General features: G+C 48.4%; 11 protein-coding genes and 1 pseudogene. 1 reads left to right on the forward strand and 11 read right to left on the reverse strand.

The genetic code is table 11. From position 1 onward, the window contains the following. Positions 1-18: 18 nt before the first annotated feature. Together tgt and lon are read right to left on the reverse strand one after the other, a co-directional pair. Positions 19-1,149: a tRNA guanosine(34) transglycosylase Tgt gene (gene tgt, locus HF894_RS04430; RefSeq protein ID WP_204971246.1), complete on the reverse strand. Its 1,131-nt coding sequence runs from the start codon at positions 1,147-1,149 to the stop codon at positions 19-21. After that, positions 1,146-3,626, reverse strand: coding sequence for an endopeptidase La (gene lon / locus HF894_RS04435; protein ID WP_204971247.1), 2,481 nt, complete (start codon positions 3,624-3,626; stop codon positions 1,146-1,148). The genes tgt and lon overlap by 4 nt, the downstream gene beginning before the upstream one ends. A gap of 176 nt (positions 3,627-3,802) precedes the next feature. Between lon and HF894_RS04440 the strand changes: the two genes are divergently transcribed. Further along, positions 3,803-4,510 (forward strand): tRNA1(Val) (adenine(37)-N6)-methyltransferase, encoded by a 708-nt coding sequence (locus HF894_RS04440; RefSeq protein WP_204971248.1) that lies wholly within the window; start codon positions 3,803-3,805, stop codon positions 4,508-4,510. Between the two features lie 166 nt (positions 4,511-4,676). On the opposite strand, the gene HF894_RS04445 is transcribed toward HF894_RS04440, so the two are convergent. From HF894_RS04445 to HF894_RS04485, 9 genes and pseudogenes are all read right to left on the reverse strand, one after another. Further along, positions 4,677-7,808 (reverse strand): type I restriction endonuclease subunit R, encoded by a 3,132-nt coding sequence (locus HF894_RS04445; protein ID WP_204971249.1) that lies wholly within the window; start codon positions 7,806-7,808, stop codon positions 4,677-4,679. A gap of 18 nt (positions 7,809-7,826) precedes the next feature. Continuing rightward, a complete protein-coding gene (locus HF894_RS04450; protein WP_204971250.1) occupies positions 7,827-8,477 on the reverse strand; it encodes a DUF4276 family protein in 651 nt (216 codons plus the stop codon). After that, positions 8,474-9,529 (reverse strand): AAA family ATPase, encoded by a 1,056-nt coding sequence (locus tag HF894_RS04455; RefSeq protein ID WP_204971251.1) that lies wholly within the window; start codon positions 9,527-9,529, stop codon positions 8,474-8,476. The genes HF894_RS04450 and HF894_RS04455 overlap by 4 nt, the downstream gene beginning before the upstream one ends. A 107-nt stretch (positions 9,530-9,636) precedes the next feature. Next, positions 9,637-12,147 (reverse strand): S8 family peptidase, encoded by a 2,511-nt coding sequence (locus HF894_RS04460; protein ID WP_204971252.1) that lies wholly within the window; start codon positions 12,145-12,147, stop codon positions 9,637-9,639. Beyond that, entirely contained in the window at positions 12,144-13,106 is a 963-nt protein-coding gene (locus HF894_RS04465; RefSeq protein ID WP_204971253.1) for an AAA family ATPase, read from the reverse strand. Before HF894_RS04465 ends, HF894_RS04460 begins: the two co-directional genes overlap by 4 nt. Before the next feature lie 176 nt (positions 13,107-13,282). After that, on the reverse strand, positions 13,283-14,536 hold the full coding sequence (locus HF894_RS15115) for a restriction endonuclease subunit S (protein WP_246593120.1): 1,254 nt from the start codon (positions 14,534-14,536) through the stop codon (positions 13,283-13,285). Positions 14,537-14,546: 10 nt separating this feature from the next. Next, positions 14,547-16,055, reverse strand: coding sequence for a class I SAM-dependent DNA methyltransferase (locus tag HF894_RS04475; protein ID WP_204971254.1), 1,509 nt, complete (start codon positions 16,053-16,055; stop codon positions 14,547-14,549). Positions 16,056-16,254: 199 nt separating this feature from the next. Further along, complete coding sequence (locus HF894_RS04480; protein WP_159436189.1) at positions 16,255-16,356, reverse strand: smalltalk protein; 102 nt, start codon at positions 16,354-16,356, stop codon at positions 16,255-16,257. A gap of 164 nt (positions 16,357-16,520) precedes the next feature. Further along, a pseudogene (locus tag HF894_RS04485) lies at positions 16,521-16,786 on the reverse strand (HU family DNA-binding protein); the annotation flags it as partial.

Genomic DNA, 16,786 nt, shown 5'->3' on the forward strand with positions numbered 1-16,786 from the left:
GTATGCCTTTCAGTTTTTTCATAATCTAGTAGATACTCGTTTGACCATCATGGGTTTCCAAGTCGCGAAGTCGCCTGCAATGATGTGCTTGCGTGCCTCGCCCACCAGCCACAGGTAGAAGGCCAGGTTGTGGATGGAGGCTATCTGCATGGCCAGCAGCTCCTGCGCGTGGAAGAGGTGGCGCAGGTAGGCCTTCGTGTAGAGCGTGTCCACGTACGAAGCGCCGTCGGCCTCGATGGGCGAGAAGTCGGTCTCCCACTTTTTGTTGCGCATGTTGATGATGCCGTCCTTCGTGAAGAGCATGCCGTTACGGCCGTTGCGGGTGGGCATCACGCAGTCGAACATGTCCACGCCGCGTTCGATGCCCTCCAGTATGTTGACGGGCGTACCCACACCCATCAGGTAGCGGGGCTTGTCCTTGGGCAGGATGTCGTTCACCAGCTCGATCATCTCGTACATCTTCTCCACAGGCTCGCCCACGGCCAGTCCGCCGATGGCGTTGCCTTCCGCCCCCTTCGAGGCGATGTACTCGGCCGAGCGCGTGCGCAGGTCGCGATACACACAGCCCTGCACGATGGGGAACAGCGCCTGGTGGTAGCCATACTTCGGCTCCGTCTCGTTGAAGCGCGCGATGCAGCGGTCCAGCCAGCGATGGGTCAGTTCCATCGACTTCTTGGCATAGTTGTAGTCGGCATCGCCAGGCGTACACTCGTCGAAGGCCATCATGATGTCCGCCCCGATGGTACGCTCGATGTCCATCACGCGTTCGGGCGTGAAGATGTGCTTGCTGCCGTCGATGTGCGAGCGGAACTCGGCCCCTTCCTCGCGCAGCTTGCGGATGCCGGCGAGGGAGAACACCTGAAAGCCGCCGCTGTCGGTCAGCATCGGGCGGTCGAAGCCGTTGAACTTGTGCAGGCCGCCCGCCTTCTCCAGCACGTCGAGGCCCGGACGGAGGTACAGGTGATAGGTGTTGCCCAGAATGATCTGCGCCTTGATGTCCTCCTTCAGTTCCGTCAGGTGCACACCTTTGACGGTGCCCACAGTGCCTACAGGCATGAAGATGGGAGTTTCGATCCGCCCGTGGTCGGTCGTTATCAGGCCTGCACGGGCATTGGTCTTGCTGTCGGTATATTGTAATTCGAATTTCATGCTTCTTCTTTTTGTTCCTTATCTTTCTTGACAGTCAGGTCGAGGGGATCGGCTACTTTCTCGTCGGTCAGCGCGATGGCGAACACCTCTTTCACATCCTTCACGTAGTGGAAGGTGAGTCCCTTGAGGTAGATGTCCTGAATCTCGTCGATGTTCTTGCGGTTCTCCTCGCTCAGGATGATTTCCTTGATGCCTGCGCGCTTGGCAGCCAGAATCTTCTCCTTGATGCCTCCCACGGGCAGTACCCTGCCGCGCAGCGTTATTTCGCCCGTCATGGCCAGGTTGGCCTTCACCTTGCGCTGCGTCAGGGCCGAAGCCAGCGAAGTGGCCATCGTGATGCCCGCCGACGGTCCGTCCTTGGGTATGGCGCCTTCGGGCACGTGGATGTGTATGTTCCAGTTGTCGAAGATTTCCTCGTCCAGCCCCAGCAGCGACGCATGCGCCTTGATGTACTCCAGCGCCAGCATGGCCGACTCTTTCATCACGTCGCCCAGGTTACCCGTCAGCGTCAGGCGTCCGCCCTTGCCTCGGCTCAGGCTCGTCTCCACGAAGAGTATCTCGCCGCCCACGGCCGTCCATGCCAGGCCCGTCACCACGCCCGCATAGTCGTTGCCCTGATACTTGTCGCGCGTGTATTCGGCCACGCCCAGGTAGTCGTACAGGTCTTCGGGCTTGATCTCCGCCTTTGGCAGCGTCCCCTCGGTGGCATACTGTCGGGCCACCTTGCGCAGTATCTTGCCTATCTTCTTCTCCAGTTCGCGCACGCCGCTCTCGCGTGTATATGATTCGATGATGGCTTCCAGCGTCTGTTTGGGCAGTTTCACGTCGGTCTTCTTCAGGCCGTTGTTTTCCAGCTCCTTGGGCACCAGGTGGCGTCGGGCAATCTCGATCTTCTCCTCCGTGATGTATCCGCTCACCTCGATCAGCTCCATGCGGTCCAGCAGGGGGCCGGGGATGGTGTTCAGGTTGTTGGCCGTGGCGATGAACATCACCTTCGACAGGTCGTAGTCCACGTCGAGGAAGTTGTCGTGGAAGGTCGAGTTCTGCTCAGGGTCGAGCACTTCGAGTAAGGCCGACGACGGGTCGCCCTGACGGTCGGCGCTCACCTTGTCTATCTCGTCGAGGATGAAGACAGGGTTCGACGATCCCGCCTTGATGAGGTTCTTGATGATGCGTCCCGGCATAGCGCCGATGTACGTGCGACGGTGTCCGCGTATCTCCGCCTCGTCGTGCACGCCGCCCAGCGACATGCGCACATACTTGCGCTTCAGCGCGGCGGCTATCGAGCGTCCCAGCGACGTCTTTCCCACGCCCGGAGGGCCATAGAGGCAGATGATGGGCGACTTCATGTCCCCCTTCAGCTTCAGCACGGCCAGATGCTCCAAGATGCGTTCCTTCACCTTCTCCAGCCCGTAGTGGTCTTTGTTCAGCGTCTTTTCGGCGTTCTTCAGGTTGAGGTTGTCCGTCGTATAGATGCCCCACGGCAGGCTCAGCATCGTCTGCAGGTAGTTCAGCTGCACGCTGTAGTCGGGCGACTGCGGGTGCGTGCGCTCCAGCTTGTCCACCTCCTTCAGGAAGACAGCCTTCACCTCGTCGCTCCATTTCACCGTCTCCGCCTTCTTGCGCATTTCGGCTATCTCCTGTTCCTGCGTGCTTCCGCCCAGCTCGTCCTGAATGGTCTTGATCTGCTGTTGCAGGAAGTATTCGCGCTGCTGCTGGTCGATGTCCTCGCGGGCACGCATCTGGATAGATGCCTTGATTTCGGCCAGCTGCACTTCGCGGTTCAGTATCTCCAGCAAGTGGTAGGCCCGTTCGCGCAGGGAGTTCATCCGCAGCAGTTCGATCTTCTCGTCCTTCTTGAGCTGCAGGTTGGTGCAGATGAAGTTGATGAGGAAGATGGGGTTGCTGATGTTCTTGATGGCGAACGAGGGGTCTTGCGAGAACATCTCCGACGTACGCATGTAGCGCACGATGAGATCCTTGCAAGCTTCGACCAGTGCCTGGAATTCCTTGTCGTTCTTTTCGGGCAGCTCCTCATTGATGGTGGTCACGTGTCCCTGCAGATAGGGCGTGGTCTCTACGATTTCCTTCAGCTGCATCCGCTTCGTTCCCTGCAGGATGACGGTGGTGCTCTGGTCGGGCATCTCCAGTACGCGGATCACCTTGGCCACCGTACCTATGTCGTGCAGGTCGTCCATCAGCGGGTTTTCCGTGTCGGCCACCTTCTGGCACACCACGCCGATGTACAGTCCCTTCTTTTCAGCGTCACGTATCAGTCGGAGCGACGACTTGCGGCCCACCGACACGGGCATGAGCACCCCTGGAAACAGCACCATGTTGCGTAGCGGCAGCACGGGCAATACGTTGTCGATATCGACATCCATAATCTGCTCTTCGTTTCCTTCAAAGTCGGCAATGACGGAAAAGCCCTTTCCGCCCTGCGATTCGTCGTCACCCATATAAAATCTTTTCTTCATTTCTGTCATGTTAAGTTAGTACTCTCTTGTGGGAGTTCACAAAGCAGTTGCAAATTTACGCTATTTCTTTCTATTAATCGGCCCCTAATTCTTTAAAAAGACAAAAAACAGCCGCTTTCGCATGCATTATTCCTTCGTCTTTCACTAATTTTGGCCGCACAATAACCGCAACCGATATGTCCGACTCGTCTTTTTTGTTTAAACAATTTATTGTACACCACGACCGCTGCGCCATGAAGGTGGGCACCGACGGCGTATTGTTGGGCGCGTGGGCGCCTGTAGACCAGGCACATACGGCGCTCGACGTAGGCACAGGCACGGGCCTTGTCGCCCTCCAGCTGGCCCAGCGCAACCCCCATCTGCGCGTGACGGCGGTCGAGATAGACGCCCCTGCCGCTGCGCAGGCGGCCGAGAACGTGGCCGGTTCGCCCTGGCCCGATCGGATAGAGGTGGTTTGTGCCGATTTCAACGATTTCCAGCCCGATGGCCGGTTCGATCTGATCGTTTCCAATCCTCCTTACTTCGTCGATGCCCTGCCGTGCCCCGACCGTCAGCGCAACACCGCCCGCCATGCCGGTGGCCTGAACTACGACCTGCTCTTCCGCCGTTCGGCCCGTCTGCTGAGCGAGGACGGAGTGGTGAGCATCGTCATCCCCAGCGAGGTGGAGCGTGCGGCCGAAGACGCCGCCTGGATGCAGGGCCTCTATCCCCAGCGTCGCACGCGCGTCTATACCAAGGCAGGCAAGCCCGCCCGCCGCGTGCTGGTCACCTACGGCCGACGGCTGGGCCCTGTGGCCGAAGACACGCTCTACATCCACCAGGCGGGTGGCGACTACTCCGACGACTACCGCCGCCTGACGGGCGAGTTCTACCTGAAGTTCTGAAGGGATGAGAGGGCAGGAGTGGGAGGAGCTTCGTTCGTGCCTATCCGTTTGTCATTCTCCGTCTGCTTTCCCCTCTGTCGTGCTGAGCGGAGCGAAGAATCTTTAAATTCATTTTAGCTAACTGTAATTGTAATTTGTAATTGCGGAGGAAAATAGTCACTATTCCTTACATATTTTCTCCATATCCCATTTTCGAATCTGCTGCTGTCAAATAGGAAACCGTTTGCATGCTATATGTTTTCGGCTCACTGGCCATGCCTTCATTATCCGTCCATTGCTCGCATTGGCGGATTACGGTTTCGAGTGCATTTGCCGCTTCTTCTGGCGGGTAGTGATATTTCTTCAGCAGACGTTTCACCATCTTGCGCATACCTGCACGGGCAGACTCTTTCTTCTGCCAGTCTATCGTACGGTTCTTACGAAGAATTTCTGTCAGTTCTTTTGTCATGGCCACCAGTTGCTCGTTGGTGTAGATGTCTTGAACAGCCTGCGGCTTAGTCAGGGCATCATAGAAAGACTTCTCCTCCCTCGTAAGTCCCAAATCATTCCCTGCCGATTCGGAGGACGAGATTTCTTTTGCCAGATCCAAAAGTTCCTGTATTACCTCTTCGTTGGTAAGCAATCCTTTCAAATAATTGGACAGAGAACGGTTCAGCAGGTCTGAGAATTTTTCCGCCTGTACAATATTCGTTTTTTGATACAACGAGACGCGTTCGGCCAACAATCTTTTCAATAATTCAACCGCAATATTCTTTTCCTTCATCTTGGAAATTTCGTCCAAAAAAGCAGCATCGAACAACGAAAATTCCGCTTTCACGTCCGAGAAGAGATTGATGACGCCATTACTCTTGACGCTTTGTTTGAGCAATTCGCCTATTCTTGCATTGATTTCGTGTTTGGTAACCCGTCCTTTTCCTGTCATCCGCGAGAGTAGCGTGCGAACAGCTTCAAAGAAAGCAGCCTCATGACGCTGCTGTTCGTTCAGCAGGCTGCGGCACAACGTGATGGAGTTATGCAGCAGCATGGCCTCCTTCAGGAATACCTGCCGTTGCTCCTGCTTGTCGGCTGACAGGATGAAGTTTACACCCCCTTTGATGATTTGGGCACATTCGGCGTCCGATGCCGTGCTGAAACGGCTGTAATCGTAGTTGTGGAACAGATTCTGACATACCTCCAGCTTTTCCCTGAATTTGAGCAGGGCTGTTTCTTTGATGTCAGGATTGCCAAAGTTCTTGCGGTCGCGTCGGGTATAGTCGTGCATGGCTTCCTTCAGTGCCTTGGCAATGCCGATATAGTCCACGACCAATCCACCCGCCTTACCATTGAACACTCGGTTCACGCGTGCGATGGCCTGCATCAGGTTGTGTCCGCTCATCGGTTTGTACACATACATCGTGGCCAGCGACGGCACATCGAACCCCGTCAGCCACATGTCCACCACAATGGCAATCTTCATCGGGTCGTTGTTGTCCTTGAAGCGTTTGGCCAGCTCTTTTTTGTATTGCTTGTTACCTATGACGGCGTGCCATTCTTCAGGATCTTTGTTGCTGGCCGTCATCACCACTTTCACCTTTTCCCTCCACTCGGGACGCAGTTCCAGCAGCTTGTCATAGATGCTCATGGCTATCGTGCGCGAATAGGCCACAATCATGGCCTTGCCCGTCAGTTCATACTGCCGGTTCTCTTCGTAATGTTTCACGATGTCGCAGCACAAGGAATCGATGGTGGCAGGCGCACCCAAAATTTCTTCCAGGTGCGACATTTCCTTTTTGCTTTTTTCGATCTGCTCTTCGGTAGCCCCTTCTTCAGCCAGCAGGTCGTATTCGTCGTCGATGGCCTTCAGCGTAGCCTCGTCCAGATTCAGATTGACCACACGCGATTCGTAATAGACAGGGCAAGTAGCCCCGTCGGCCACTGCCTGGGTCATGTCGTACACGTCGATGTAGTTGCCAAACACTTCGACCGTATCCCTGTCTTTCGTAGAGATGGGCGTTCCTGTAAAGCCAATGTACGAGGCGTTGGGCAGGCAGTCATGGATGATTCGTGCCGTTCCCACCACGCGTTTGGCCACTTCTTCACCCTGCTCGTTTCGGGTCATGCGTATCTTCTCTTCGAAACCATATTGCCCCCGATGGGCTTCGTCGGTCATCACCACGATATTCTTTCGGAGCGACAATGGCTCGGCCGACTCCTCGAACTTCTGCATGGTGGTGAAGATGATGCCGTTGGCCTCGCGTCCTGCCAGCAGTGCTTTCAGGTCGTCGCGGCTCTTTGCCTGAACAGGCACCTGCCGCAAGAAATCCTTACACTTGGCAAATTGTGTGTACAGCTGGTCGTCGAGGTCGTTGCGGTCGGTAATCACCACGATGGTAGGTTGCGAAAGCTCGTCTTGCAACAGATGGGCATAAAACACCATCGAAAGCGATTTTCCGCTGCCCTGCGTGTGCCAGAAGACGCCAATCTTGCCGTCATTCTGTACTGCTGTTTTCGTCCGCTCGATGGCCTTCTTCACAGCAAAATACTGATGGTAGGCCGCCAGTATCTTGGCTGCCCCTGCTTCGTCCTTCGAGAAGCAGACAAAGTTGCGGACGATGTCCAGCAACCGCCCCCGTTGGAAGATGCCTTCAAAGAACGTATCATAGTCGGCAAAGTCCGTACTTTCATAATCGCCGTCCCTGGTTTTCCATTCCATGTAGCGGTCTTCCTTGCTGGTAATGGTTCCGGCCTTCGAGCAAGCCATGTCGCTCATCACGCAGAAAACGTTGTACACAAACAGCGACGGAATCTCCTGCATGTAGTTGCGCAGCTGCCGATAGGCTTCCGAAGCGTCGGTCTCTTCGCGCGAGGGCGACTTCAGCTCCATCACCACCAGCGGCAGGCCGTTGACAAACACAACCAGGTCCGCCCGCTTTTCCGAATGCTCGACGAACGTCCACTGGTTGACAATCTGAAAATCATTGCGCTCCGTGTGTGCGTAGTCTATCAGATACACCAAGTCGTTGCGTTGCTCCCTGCCGTCGAAGTACGACACCTCGATGCCATGTTGCAGGTAGTCCATAAAGTGTTCGTTCTTCTGCGCCAGGCTTCCTGTATCGATGTCCTTCAGCTTGCCCACAGCCTCCTGCAAGGCCGCTTGTGGTTTGCCTCTGTTCAGGTTGGCAAGGCTCAGCAGGAGCTGCTCTTCATAGAACGGCACGTAATAGTCGCGCTCTACGTCGGGGCCATACAGATGTCGGTAGCCCATCTGTTCGAAGAGGGCTATCACCGCTTTTTCATAATTGTCTTCTGTGAACGACATGGCTTTCAGTCTTATAAGTTAACTATTTTCCAACCGTCCCATCCATTCATTGAACAGGATACATTTTTCCCTGATTGTTTCCAGCCCTATTTCCATGGCCAGAAAAGCGCCGTCGGTCACCTTGTCATATCCGCTGACGGCTTTCTTCAACCGTTCCGAAGGCGCGGTAGCAGGGCTGTTGTTTATTTCTTCGGGAGTACTGAACTCGCTTACCGCACTTTCCAGCTGCTTATAGTCGAGCTGTTCCTTCGTAAAGTTGTGGGGAAATACAGAAATGTCGCTGAACAGCAGTCCTTCGAACTCGTGCAGCTGAATATAAGGGACAAACCTCGGCCGCAGCTTTTCATCCATATCCAGCGACATCTGTTCGAACAGGTAGCGCATCCGTTCGTACAGATTGGATTTTCCTTTAGCTTCCATCCACCCTGGGAAATGGTATGAATCTCGGATGCGGTAATAGTCCACGAGCATGGAGACGATGCAGTCTCCTTCATTCAGGTGCTTGACAATCTGTTTCTTCAGGGTATCCCATGCCACAATGCCTCCGTTCGAGTGCTTGATGGTAGGCGCTTCGAGCTGTATGTCCTTGGACAGGAAATGGCTGCGCAGAACGTCGTTGCAGAAAGCCTGTTCTGTTTCTCCTTCACAAACGATAACCAGTCTTTTCATGTCGGCTGCCCTCCTTTCAGAATGTTCTGTTTCCACAAGTCGCCCAGCGTGTAGTCTTCCAGCCACGCTTCCAGCTGTTGGGCCTCCAGTCTTTTCATTACCGAGGCGCCTTCTGTCTGGTTGACGGTAATCACGTCTTCGGCGTTGAAGTTCGTTATCAGGTCAGCGCTTTGGGTAGCAATGATCACTTGGGTGCCTCTGGACGCCACCGACTTTATCAGGCCGGCCAGCTTCTGTATGGCCAGGGGGTGAAGCCCCAGTTCGGGCTCGTCGATGATGATGACTTTTGGGGGCACGGGTTGCAGAAACAGCGTGGTCAGTGCGATGAAGCGCACGGTTCCGTCGGAGAGGTCTGTCGGGCCGTATACGGTAGAACTGAACTTGTCTGTCCATTGCAGGCGGACCGTGTCGGCAGCACTCACGTTGAAATAGAAATCGCTGAAGTAGGGCGCGATGCTCTGGACAACGCGCACAATCCGCTTGTAGGTGATGGGCGAATTCTCTCGGACAGCATACAGAAAAGCGGCCAGATTTTCTCCCTTCTCATACAGATAGTAGGCGTCGTTCACGATGTGACTTTCCTTGGTGAACGGAGAACTTTTGCCCGTATCGTGGAAATGATATTTCTTTATTTCATGCAGATATCTACGGATGTATTCGCCCCTCGCCAATCCGCTGTACGACTTGATATAGGCTTCGTTATCGAAGGCGGCAATGTCGTAGTACGAGCCCTGGTAACCCAGTTTCTCTTTTGAGAACACAAACCTGTTGTCTCCTTCTTTCAGCTCAAACGAGTAGGAGTTGTTCTTGAAACAGATAGTGGCTTCGATGGCATCCGTCGTCTTGCTGCCTTGGAAGAAGTATTTGTCCATACCTCCGTTCAGCGCCACATATTCCGTCAGCTTCTGTTCGTACAGGCGGTTGAGGAATTCAAAGAAAGACAAGAAGTTGCTTTTTCCCGACCCGTTGGCCCCTATCAGTATATTGATGGGGAGCAGGTCGAGCTTGAGTTCCTTGAACGATTTATATCCTTTTATTTCTATTTTGTCCATAGTCTGCTGTTGTTAGTAGAATTTTGTTACAAAAGTAACAATTCCTGTTTTCCAATATTAGCATCTTCCCAGGGATTACTTCAGTATCATTTTATCTGTTAAGATTATTAGTCTATCGGTACTTTAACTTCAATAGGAGTTTGAACAATTGCTGCAATTTTGGTTTGTACGTCTACATACATATCAATATTTTCTATAGGTGTATCTAATGAGACAATAAGTGAATACCGAATTTTCTTATTATATCTCTTAAGATTTATTCGTGTTTTCCACCATCCACCAATTGGATATACTGCTATCAGGTTACATGTAGATAATTGAGCTGCAGTTAATCTTAATTCATCAGAATGTATTGATCCCTTATTTCGATTATCAACTCCTATAGTCCATCGAGAAGAATCATTTTTACCCCTGTCTTCATTTTCTTCAGCTTCTATAGCTTTATTGATTCTTAATTGAAAAGCTCTACTATCTTCATTTTCATTGTTAACATCAAACCTCAAACCACAAGAAGCATATTTATATTTGTCTTTCCAACCTATCTCACCTGGGGCAGGTTCAATGAAATACGAGAGTGTTATTCTCATAGAGACCTCAATTTCTCCAAGTTGCTCAAGGATTTCTTTTGGCCATGGGAATTCAAAAAAATGCATTTCGTTAATTTTTACACTTCCGTTTCTTTCTTTGATGAAAGGTTGTATTGCTTGTTGAGCAATGTATGTTAACCCGTTACCGTAACTATATAAAGCTCTTTTTTCTGATGGAACTCCATATCCACAAAATCTCAACCTTCGCTCCATATCTTTTCTATTACTTACAGGAAATTGTTCTTCCATACATTGAGTCCATTTGGCTGTATGCACCATTAGCCCTCTTAGACTTTCAGCCCATAATTCAGGATATTTACTTTGTAGTTTTCCAGCAAATTTAGAGGATAGAGCAGTTGCAGCACTTGTGGCATTTATGGTATCAAAATAACCTCTCATTAAATAACTGCTGCTTGTAGTAAGTAATTGCAAATCCTCAATATCTGAATAAGGGAATCGTTCATCGTTAGTTTTTATCAAATTACCACCTTCGAACATTACTTCAGGTTTTATAAGGGAAGATTTTTCCCATAATAAAGACGTTCGAGAGAATGGACTTACACCTCCACTTGGGGCAACCCTTTCTTTAAATTCATAGCTATTATTTGCCATAAGCGTCGTATATGCTCCGACTGTTATGCAATTCCACGATTGAGCAGGATCCTGTATAGGACGCAATCCATTGCCATAAGGATATTGTTCTATAATTTCTTTATCTTGGTCATTTATATGGCGTATATTTCCTGCAGATATTATAAATAATTTTCCATCATTTCCTTCATTGTATGTTATAGAATCTATAGAGCCAGACCATGAAGACGGTTTCCCTTTTTCACAATCCTCTGCTGTGATTGCCATACAATAACAAATACTTTTTCTTGGAAACATTACGTCAGAAACTGCAACAGCTTGTCTTGTCAAATATCCCCATGCATCTTTCCTATTTGGTGATTTATATGGGAATAATTTAATCGAAGCTACATGATTATCAACGATGATAGGATTGTTGTTAGCAATACAATTTCTTAAATCACCATATATTGTAGTACCACACATACAAGTTCCATGCCCAACTCTATCGGCAGAACCTTCGCCAACAACGCTGCCACAATGAGCATCATTGATTATGTCAGAAAGAAGAGGGTGACCGTTGTTTACTCCTGTATCCAAAACACAAACAACAGAGTCCGCATTGTGGTTGAATTTTACTCTATTATGCAAATCCTCAACCCATTCCTGTTGTTCACTTCTGTATTCATTAAATAAAAATCCGGCCAGTATCTGTACTCCTCTTACTTCTGCCATTTGATCTGAACTTTGTAATAATAGAGATAGAGCTTCAATATCTGCATAAACCAAGAATACAGACCTTTCAGGGAATGTCAGAATAGAATTTTCTTTATATTGTATATGCAATGCATTTAGGGTATCAATAAAAGACTTATGTTGTTCTTCTATTGTATCTAAGTCATTTGTACGAATCCAAATTTCATACCAATCAGCTCTTTTTGTTGGGAACTCATTAATATTATCAGTCCATAAAGATCTGAGTAATGCTATGTTAACAGATTCAATACTACGGAAAAGCTTATCATTTTTAGGCTTTCCAAACTGGGTATCCTCGTTAGCGTACTGATTTAATTTACTAATAAATTTTCTTTCCTCACCATGTGGTACATAGACAGTAGCAAAAGTTTGTTCTTCATTTTCTGCTGTCAATGTCGTCCTTATATTAAGTAACCTAATACCTGATTTTTGATCCTCTAAGCTTTTTGTCAACAATTCATTTTCGGGAGCTCCTGCAAATTCCAAATATGTACCTGTTCGTGCAGGAAGAGATATAGCCAACATGTCTTCTTGTATTTTTTCATTTTGAGTTCGTGCATTCTCAAAAAGACGTTCTAGACGTGCTGCATGTTCAACTCTATTTCTTATTGGAATTCTAGGTTCACCTCCACCAGCTTTTCTTGGCGAATATCCAATCGCAGTTCTAACCTGTTCTGGTAATATAATGTGTTCGTATTGTTTCATAAGTAAATACTATTATTGTATGCGGACTTTCTTTCATTAATAGTCTTAACAACTAAATCAAATTTTATTGGAGTATCATAAATAACCGAGGTCTTTATTACGTCCATACATGCTTGATTAATTTCTGCATGGCTTAAAGAATCTAATTCCGGTAAAAGTGCTTTTATTTCGTTTTTATTTAAATTGTTATTTAAAAGATTTTTCAATAACTGGATTTTTTCATCATCTGAAGGTAATTGATAATGTATTACATCGTCAAAACGTCTAAACAAAGCTTGATCAAGAAGTTCTAGATTATTTGTAGCTGCAATAATCAAACTGTCCGAATGATCACGCTCTATAAATTGAAGGAATGAATTTAACACACGACGCATTTCCCCAACGTCATTATCTTTTCCACGCTGACCTCCGATAGCATCAAATTCGTCAAACAAATATACTGCAGGAACATTTTCTATAAAATCAAATATTTGTCTCAATTTTGCACTTGTTTCTCCCATGTATTTAGTAACAATTTTATCCATAAGAACAATATACATAGGTAATTTTAACTCATTGGCAATAATTGATGCTGTCATGGTTTTTCCAGTTCCCGGATGTCCCGAAAGCAATATTTTACGTCTGTTTTCAAGATTATGTTTAAAAAGCTTGTCTCTATATGTAAATTCATTAATAATCCTCTCTATTCTACTTTTTATGTGTGGTGCAACAACCAAATCTGACAAACGCTCCTGAGGAAAGATTTCCAAGAACAATCCCTGCAGATTGGAATCAATATTCTTAAGTTTCGGCTTATTAATTTTTGAAATATCTATGATTTTGCGTATATCATTTGCCAAATTAGTATGACCTAATTTAGCCTCATGAGCAGCTATTTGTAATGCTACAGTATTAAACTTCTCATTATTATCCTCAAAATGGCTTTTTATAAGTGTTTTCAATTGAGTTGCAGTTGCCATATATTTGCTTTTATTTTTAGTGATATCATTATATCAAATGGGTATGTAAATATAATTATTTTATTTCTTTTCCTAAAAAATATTTGGTATAAAAAAAGTTCTCCGAAACACCTGTTTGGGGCGTTCCTTAAGTATTATCATTATCAAAAATATAGATTAATTTATTCATAATTATTCTATATCGTTGTTTCACTGAACTTTAATTTACCAGACATAAGTCGAGGAAGAAGTGTATCGCGAAGTTGCGCCAAACGTGCATTTTCACGACAATTCCTTAATATAGTTGTTATCATTGGTAACACAAGATTTCCAAACTCTTGTATTTTCTTATTATCCCCATTAAAAATAGGCAAGGATTCTACATCTTTCGTATTTATGCCGGGTATTGCTGCTTTTCCTCCAATAGAATTTAGTTGATTCATAATATAAGGAGTCTGCATATAAAAGTATGCAAAAACATTATACTCTTTACTCATAAAATCTAATCGAAATACATGCTCATTAATATACATTTCATCGAAGGGAAATCCCTCACCAAAAATTGTATAGTTTGGAATAAAATATCCAGGCTTACCTCCATCTTTGTATATTAAAAGTTCGTATCCATAGACTTTTCCACGATTTGTTGTCAATGCAAAATCTTCTGGGATATATTTTGTTTTAGAATAATCATAATATCCCAATCCTTTTATATTTTCTGCTCCAATACTTGGAATACCTTTTAATACTGCTCCTCCTTTAGGGCGTCTTCCACTCTCTATAGTGTGAGGAATATCTCCAATACGACTTATTGTAAGTTCTTCAGGAATCATCCCCAGCTCCGAATCCACAAACTTGCCGTCCTTGAATGGTTCAAAATCTACAAACCAAGACTTGAATAAGGCTTGTGCCTGCTGCTCCAAATTTTCATTGATGCGACGGTTTAGTTCGATTTTGTCGTCAAGAGATGAAAGAATGTTTGCAATACGTTTTTGTCCTTCAAGTGAAGGGAGAGGTATTGCAAAATCTTTTATCTGCTGGGCATTTAGATTCTGTTGCGCTCCACCATTCGCAAGCGATGCAAGGTAAGTATAGTCATTGCATAAAGCATAATAAACAAATCTATAATCTGCTTTAGTAGGATTTATCATCAAATTACAACAAGCTTGATTTGTTGTTAAAGGAATCCGATTAATAGCTGCTTTCCCTGCTGTTGCACCATACATTGCGACAATCACAGACTTAGCCGGAATCCATTTTGCTGATGAATTGTTAAGTCCTTCATTTGTTATTGTTTTTTCTGTTTTATAGATTTGGTTGAAGTTAATTTCTTTGGTATTAAGCCAAGGAATATTTCCACCATAGTATTCTGTAACGGTACTTTTGGGAGTTCCTCCACTACATATATTTGAACAGATATGCTGTATTTTTATTCTGTTGTATTCTTCCATAAATGAGAATTTAAATCCTAAACCCAATATTCCCCAACTGCTTCCGAATCTCCTCCTCCAGCTGATGCGACTTCTCGAACATCCCGGACAGCTCCGAAGTGAGCCGTGTCATTTTCTCCTCGAAAGGCTCGCCGTCGTCTTCGGCCTCTGCAATGCCCACGTAGCGGCCGGGCGTGAGGATATAGTCCTGCTTGGCCACATCATCGAGCGTAGCCACGGCGCAATATCCCTTTTCAGGCTCCAGCGTGCCTGCCTCGAAGTCCCCGAAGGTGCGGGCTATGCGCTGAATGTCTTCTTCCTCGTCCAGCTCGCGCAGCTTGCGGGTGACCATCGTACCCATCTGGCGGGCGTCGATGAAGAGAATCTTACCTGGCTGCTTCTTGTTGCGGCTCAGGAACCACAGCGAAACGGGGATGCCTGTCGTATAGAACAGCTGTGAGGGCAGGGCCACGATACCTTCCACGAGGTCGGCCTTGATGATGTTTTCGCGGATGCTGCCTTCGCCGCCCGACTGCGAAGAGAGCGAACCGTTGGCCAGCACCATGCCGATGCGGCCGCGGGGCGAGAGGTGATAAATCATGTGCTGCAACCAGGCAAAGTTGGCATTGCCCGAGGGCGGAATGCCGTAGCGCCAGCGCGGGTCGTCCTGCAGCTTGTCGGCGCCCCAGTCGCTCAAATTGAAAGGCGGATTGGCCAGGATGAAGTCGGCTTTCAGCGTGGGGTGCTGGTCGTCGAAGAACGTGTCGGCGGCAAACTTGCCCAAGTCGGCCTCGATGCCGCGGATGGCCAGGTTCATCTGCGCCATTTTCCACGTCGTAGGGTTGCTGTCCTGCCCGAAGACGGAGATATCGTTGAGGTTGCCCTGATGTTCGCCGATGAATCGGGCCGACTGCACAAACATGCCGCCCGACCCGCAGCAGGGGTCGTACACACGGCCGCTGAAGGGCTGAAGCACCTCGACCAGCGTGCGCACAATGCAGGCAGGCGTGTAGAATTCGCCGGCCAGCTTGCCTTCGGCTTCGGCAAACTTGGAGAGGCAGTATTCGTAGGTGCGGCCCAAGATGTCTTTCGTGTCGCCATGCTCCTTCATCTGAATGTTGGTGAAGAGGTCCACCACGTCGCCCAGCCTCCGCTTGTCCAGCTCGGGACGGGCAAAATTCTTGGGCAGGATGCCCTTCAGGCGCGGGTTTTCTTTCTCGATCAGGCGCATGGCGTTGTCTATCGTAGTGCCCACTTCGGGTGTGTGGGCCGCTTCGGCCACGACTTGCCAACGGGCTTCCTGCGGCACGAAGAAGATGTTTTCGGCCGTATATTCGTCCTTGTCTTCCTCGAAGCCGTCGCCTTCGTCCACCAGTTCGTTGTATTTCACCTCGAAGCGGTCCGATATGTACTTCAGGAAAATCAGCCCCAGCACCACGGATTTGTACTCCGAAGCGTCGAGATTTCCACGCAGCAAGTCTGCCGCCTTCCATATTTCTTTCTCAAAACCTATCTCTGCTGTATTGTTTGTCTTAGCCATATATATTTTGTTTATTATGACAAAGATATAAACATAATGGCATAATTAAAAGTGAAAAGAAAATTTTTCCCTTTTGATCTGCAAAAGACACCTTGCGACTGTTTTAGATACACAAAACAAATCACCCGCCCCTCATTCTTCTCTGAGGCAGCGGGTGTTTTTATTTCGTGCTTGTGTTGTCGTGGGCTGCGCGCTTCGTTTACAGCCCCATGCAGCTGGTAACGCCCAGCGTAGTTCCAATAGCGGTCAGGATGGTGACCAGCGTCTGGATAATGGTTTTCCAAATTGTTTTCTTGTCCATTTCGTTAATTGATAATTGATAATTGAGAATTGAAAATTTTAATTCAATTGAAAGTTGAAAATAGAGAATTGATAATTAATTTCGGCCGCATTCTTAATTTTCAATTAGCTTCGCTCAAAACCTCCTTTAATTTTACACTAAGGAATAGTCTCCATTATCAATTATTACAGCGGGCTGCCTCCTTCGCCGTCGTCCTCGCCGCCGGGCTCGGGTTCAGGGGTAGTGTCTTCTTCGAGGGCGCCGCCGGCGGTGTAGACGGTCAGCTCGGTCAGGCGGGCGGACTTGCGCAGCTCGGCGTTGCTCCAGGTCTTGGTGTTGCGTACGTTCAGGTGGACGCCGGTAATGAGGCTGGTGGTCCACGCCTCGGCCGTCTCGGCTCCCTTCGAGGAGATGCCCACGGAGAAGAGGCCCAGGTCGCCCAGGCGGACAC

It is taken from the genome of Caecibacteroides pullorum, from assembly GCF_019239235.1.
Taxonomy (GTDB): Bacteria; Bacteroidota; Bacteroidia; order Bacteroidales; family Bacteroidaceae; genus Bacteroides; species Bacteroides pullorum.

Coding starts and splice junctions, on each gene's coding strand:
- HF894_RS04455 (WP_204971251.1), bottom strand. CDS start 9,529: ATGGACAAAATAGAAATAAAAGGATATAAATCGTTCAAGGAACTCAAG.
- tgt (WP_204971246.1), bottom strand. CDS start 1,149: ATGAAATTCGAATTACAATATACCGACAGCAAGACCAATGCCCGTGCA.
- HF894_RS04440 (WP_204971248.1), top strand. CDS start 3,803: ATGTCCGACTCGTCTTTTTTGTTTAAACAATTTATTGTACACCACGAC.
- lon (WP_204971247.1), bottom strand. CDS start 3,626: ATGAAGAAAAGATTTTATATGGGTGACGACGAATCGCAGGGCGGAAAG.
- HF894_RS04465 (WP_204971253.1), bottom strand. CDS start 13,106: ATGGCAACTGCAACTCAATTGAAAACACTTATAAAAAGCCATTTTGAG.
- HF894_RS04445 (WP_204971249.1), bottom strand. CDS start 7,808: ATGTCGTTCACAGAAGACAATTATGAAAAAGCGGTGATAGCCCTCTTC.
- HF894_RS04475 (WP_204971254.1), bottom strand. CDS start 16,055: ATGGCTAAGACAAACAATACAGCAGAGATAGGTTTTGAGAAAGAAATA.
- HF894_RS04480 (WP_159436189.1), bottom strand. CDS start 16,356: ATGGACAAGAAAACAATTTGGAAAACCATTATCCAGACGCTGGTCACC.
- HF894_RS04460 (WP_204971252.1), bottom strand. CDS start 12,147: ATGAAACAATACGAACACATTATATTACCAGAACAGGTTAGAACTGCG.
- HF894_RS15115 (WP_246593120.1), bottom strand. CDS start 14,536: ATGGAAGAATACAACAGAATAAAAATACAGCATATCTGTTCAAATATA.
- HF894_RS04450 (WP_204971250.1), bottom strand. CDS start 8,477: ATGAAAAGACTGGTTATCGTTTGTGAAGGAGAAACAGAACAGGCTTTC.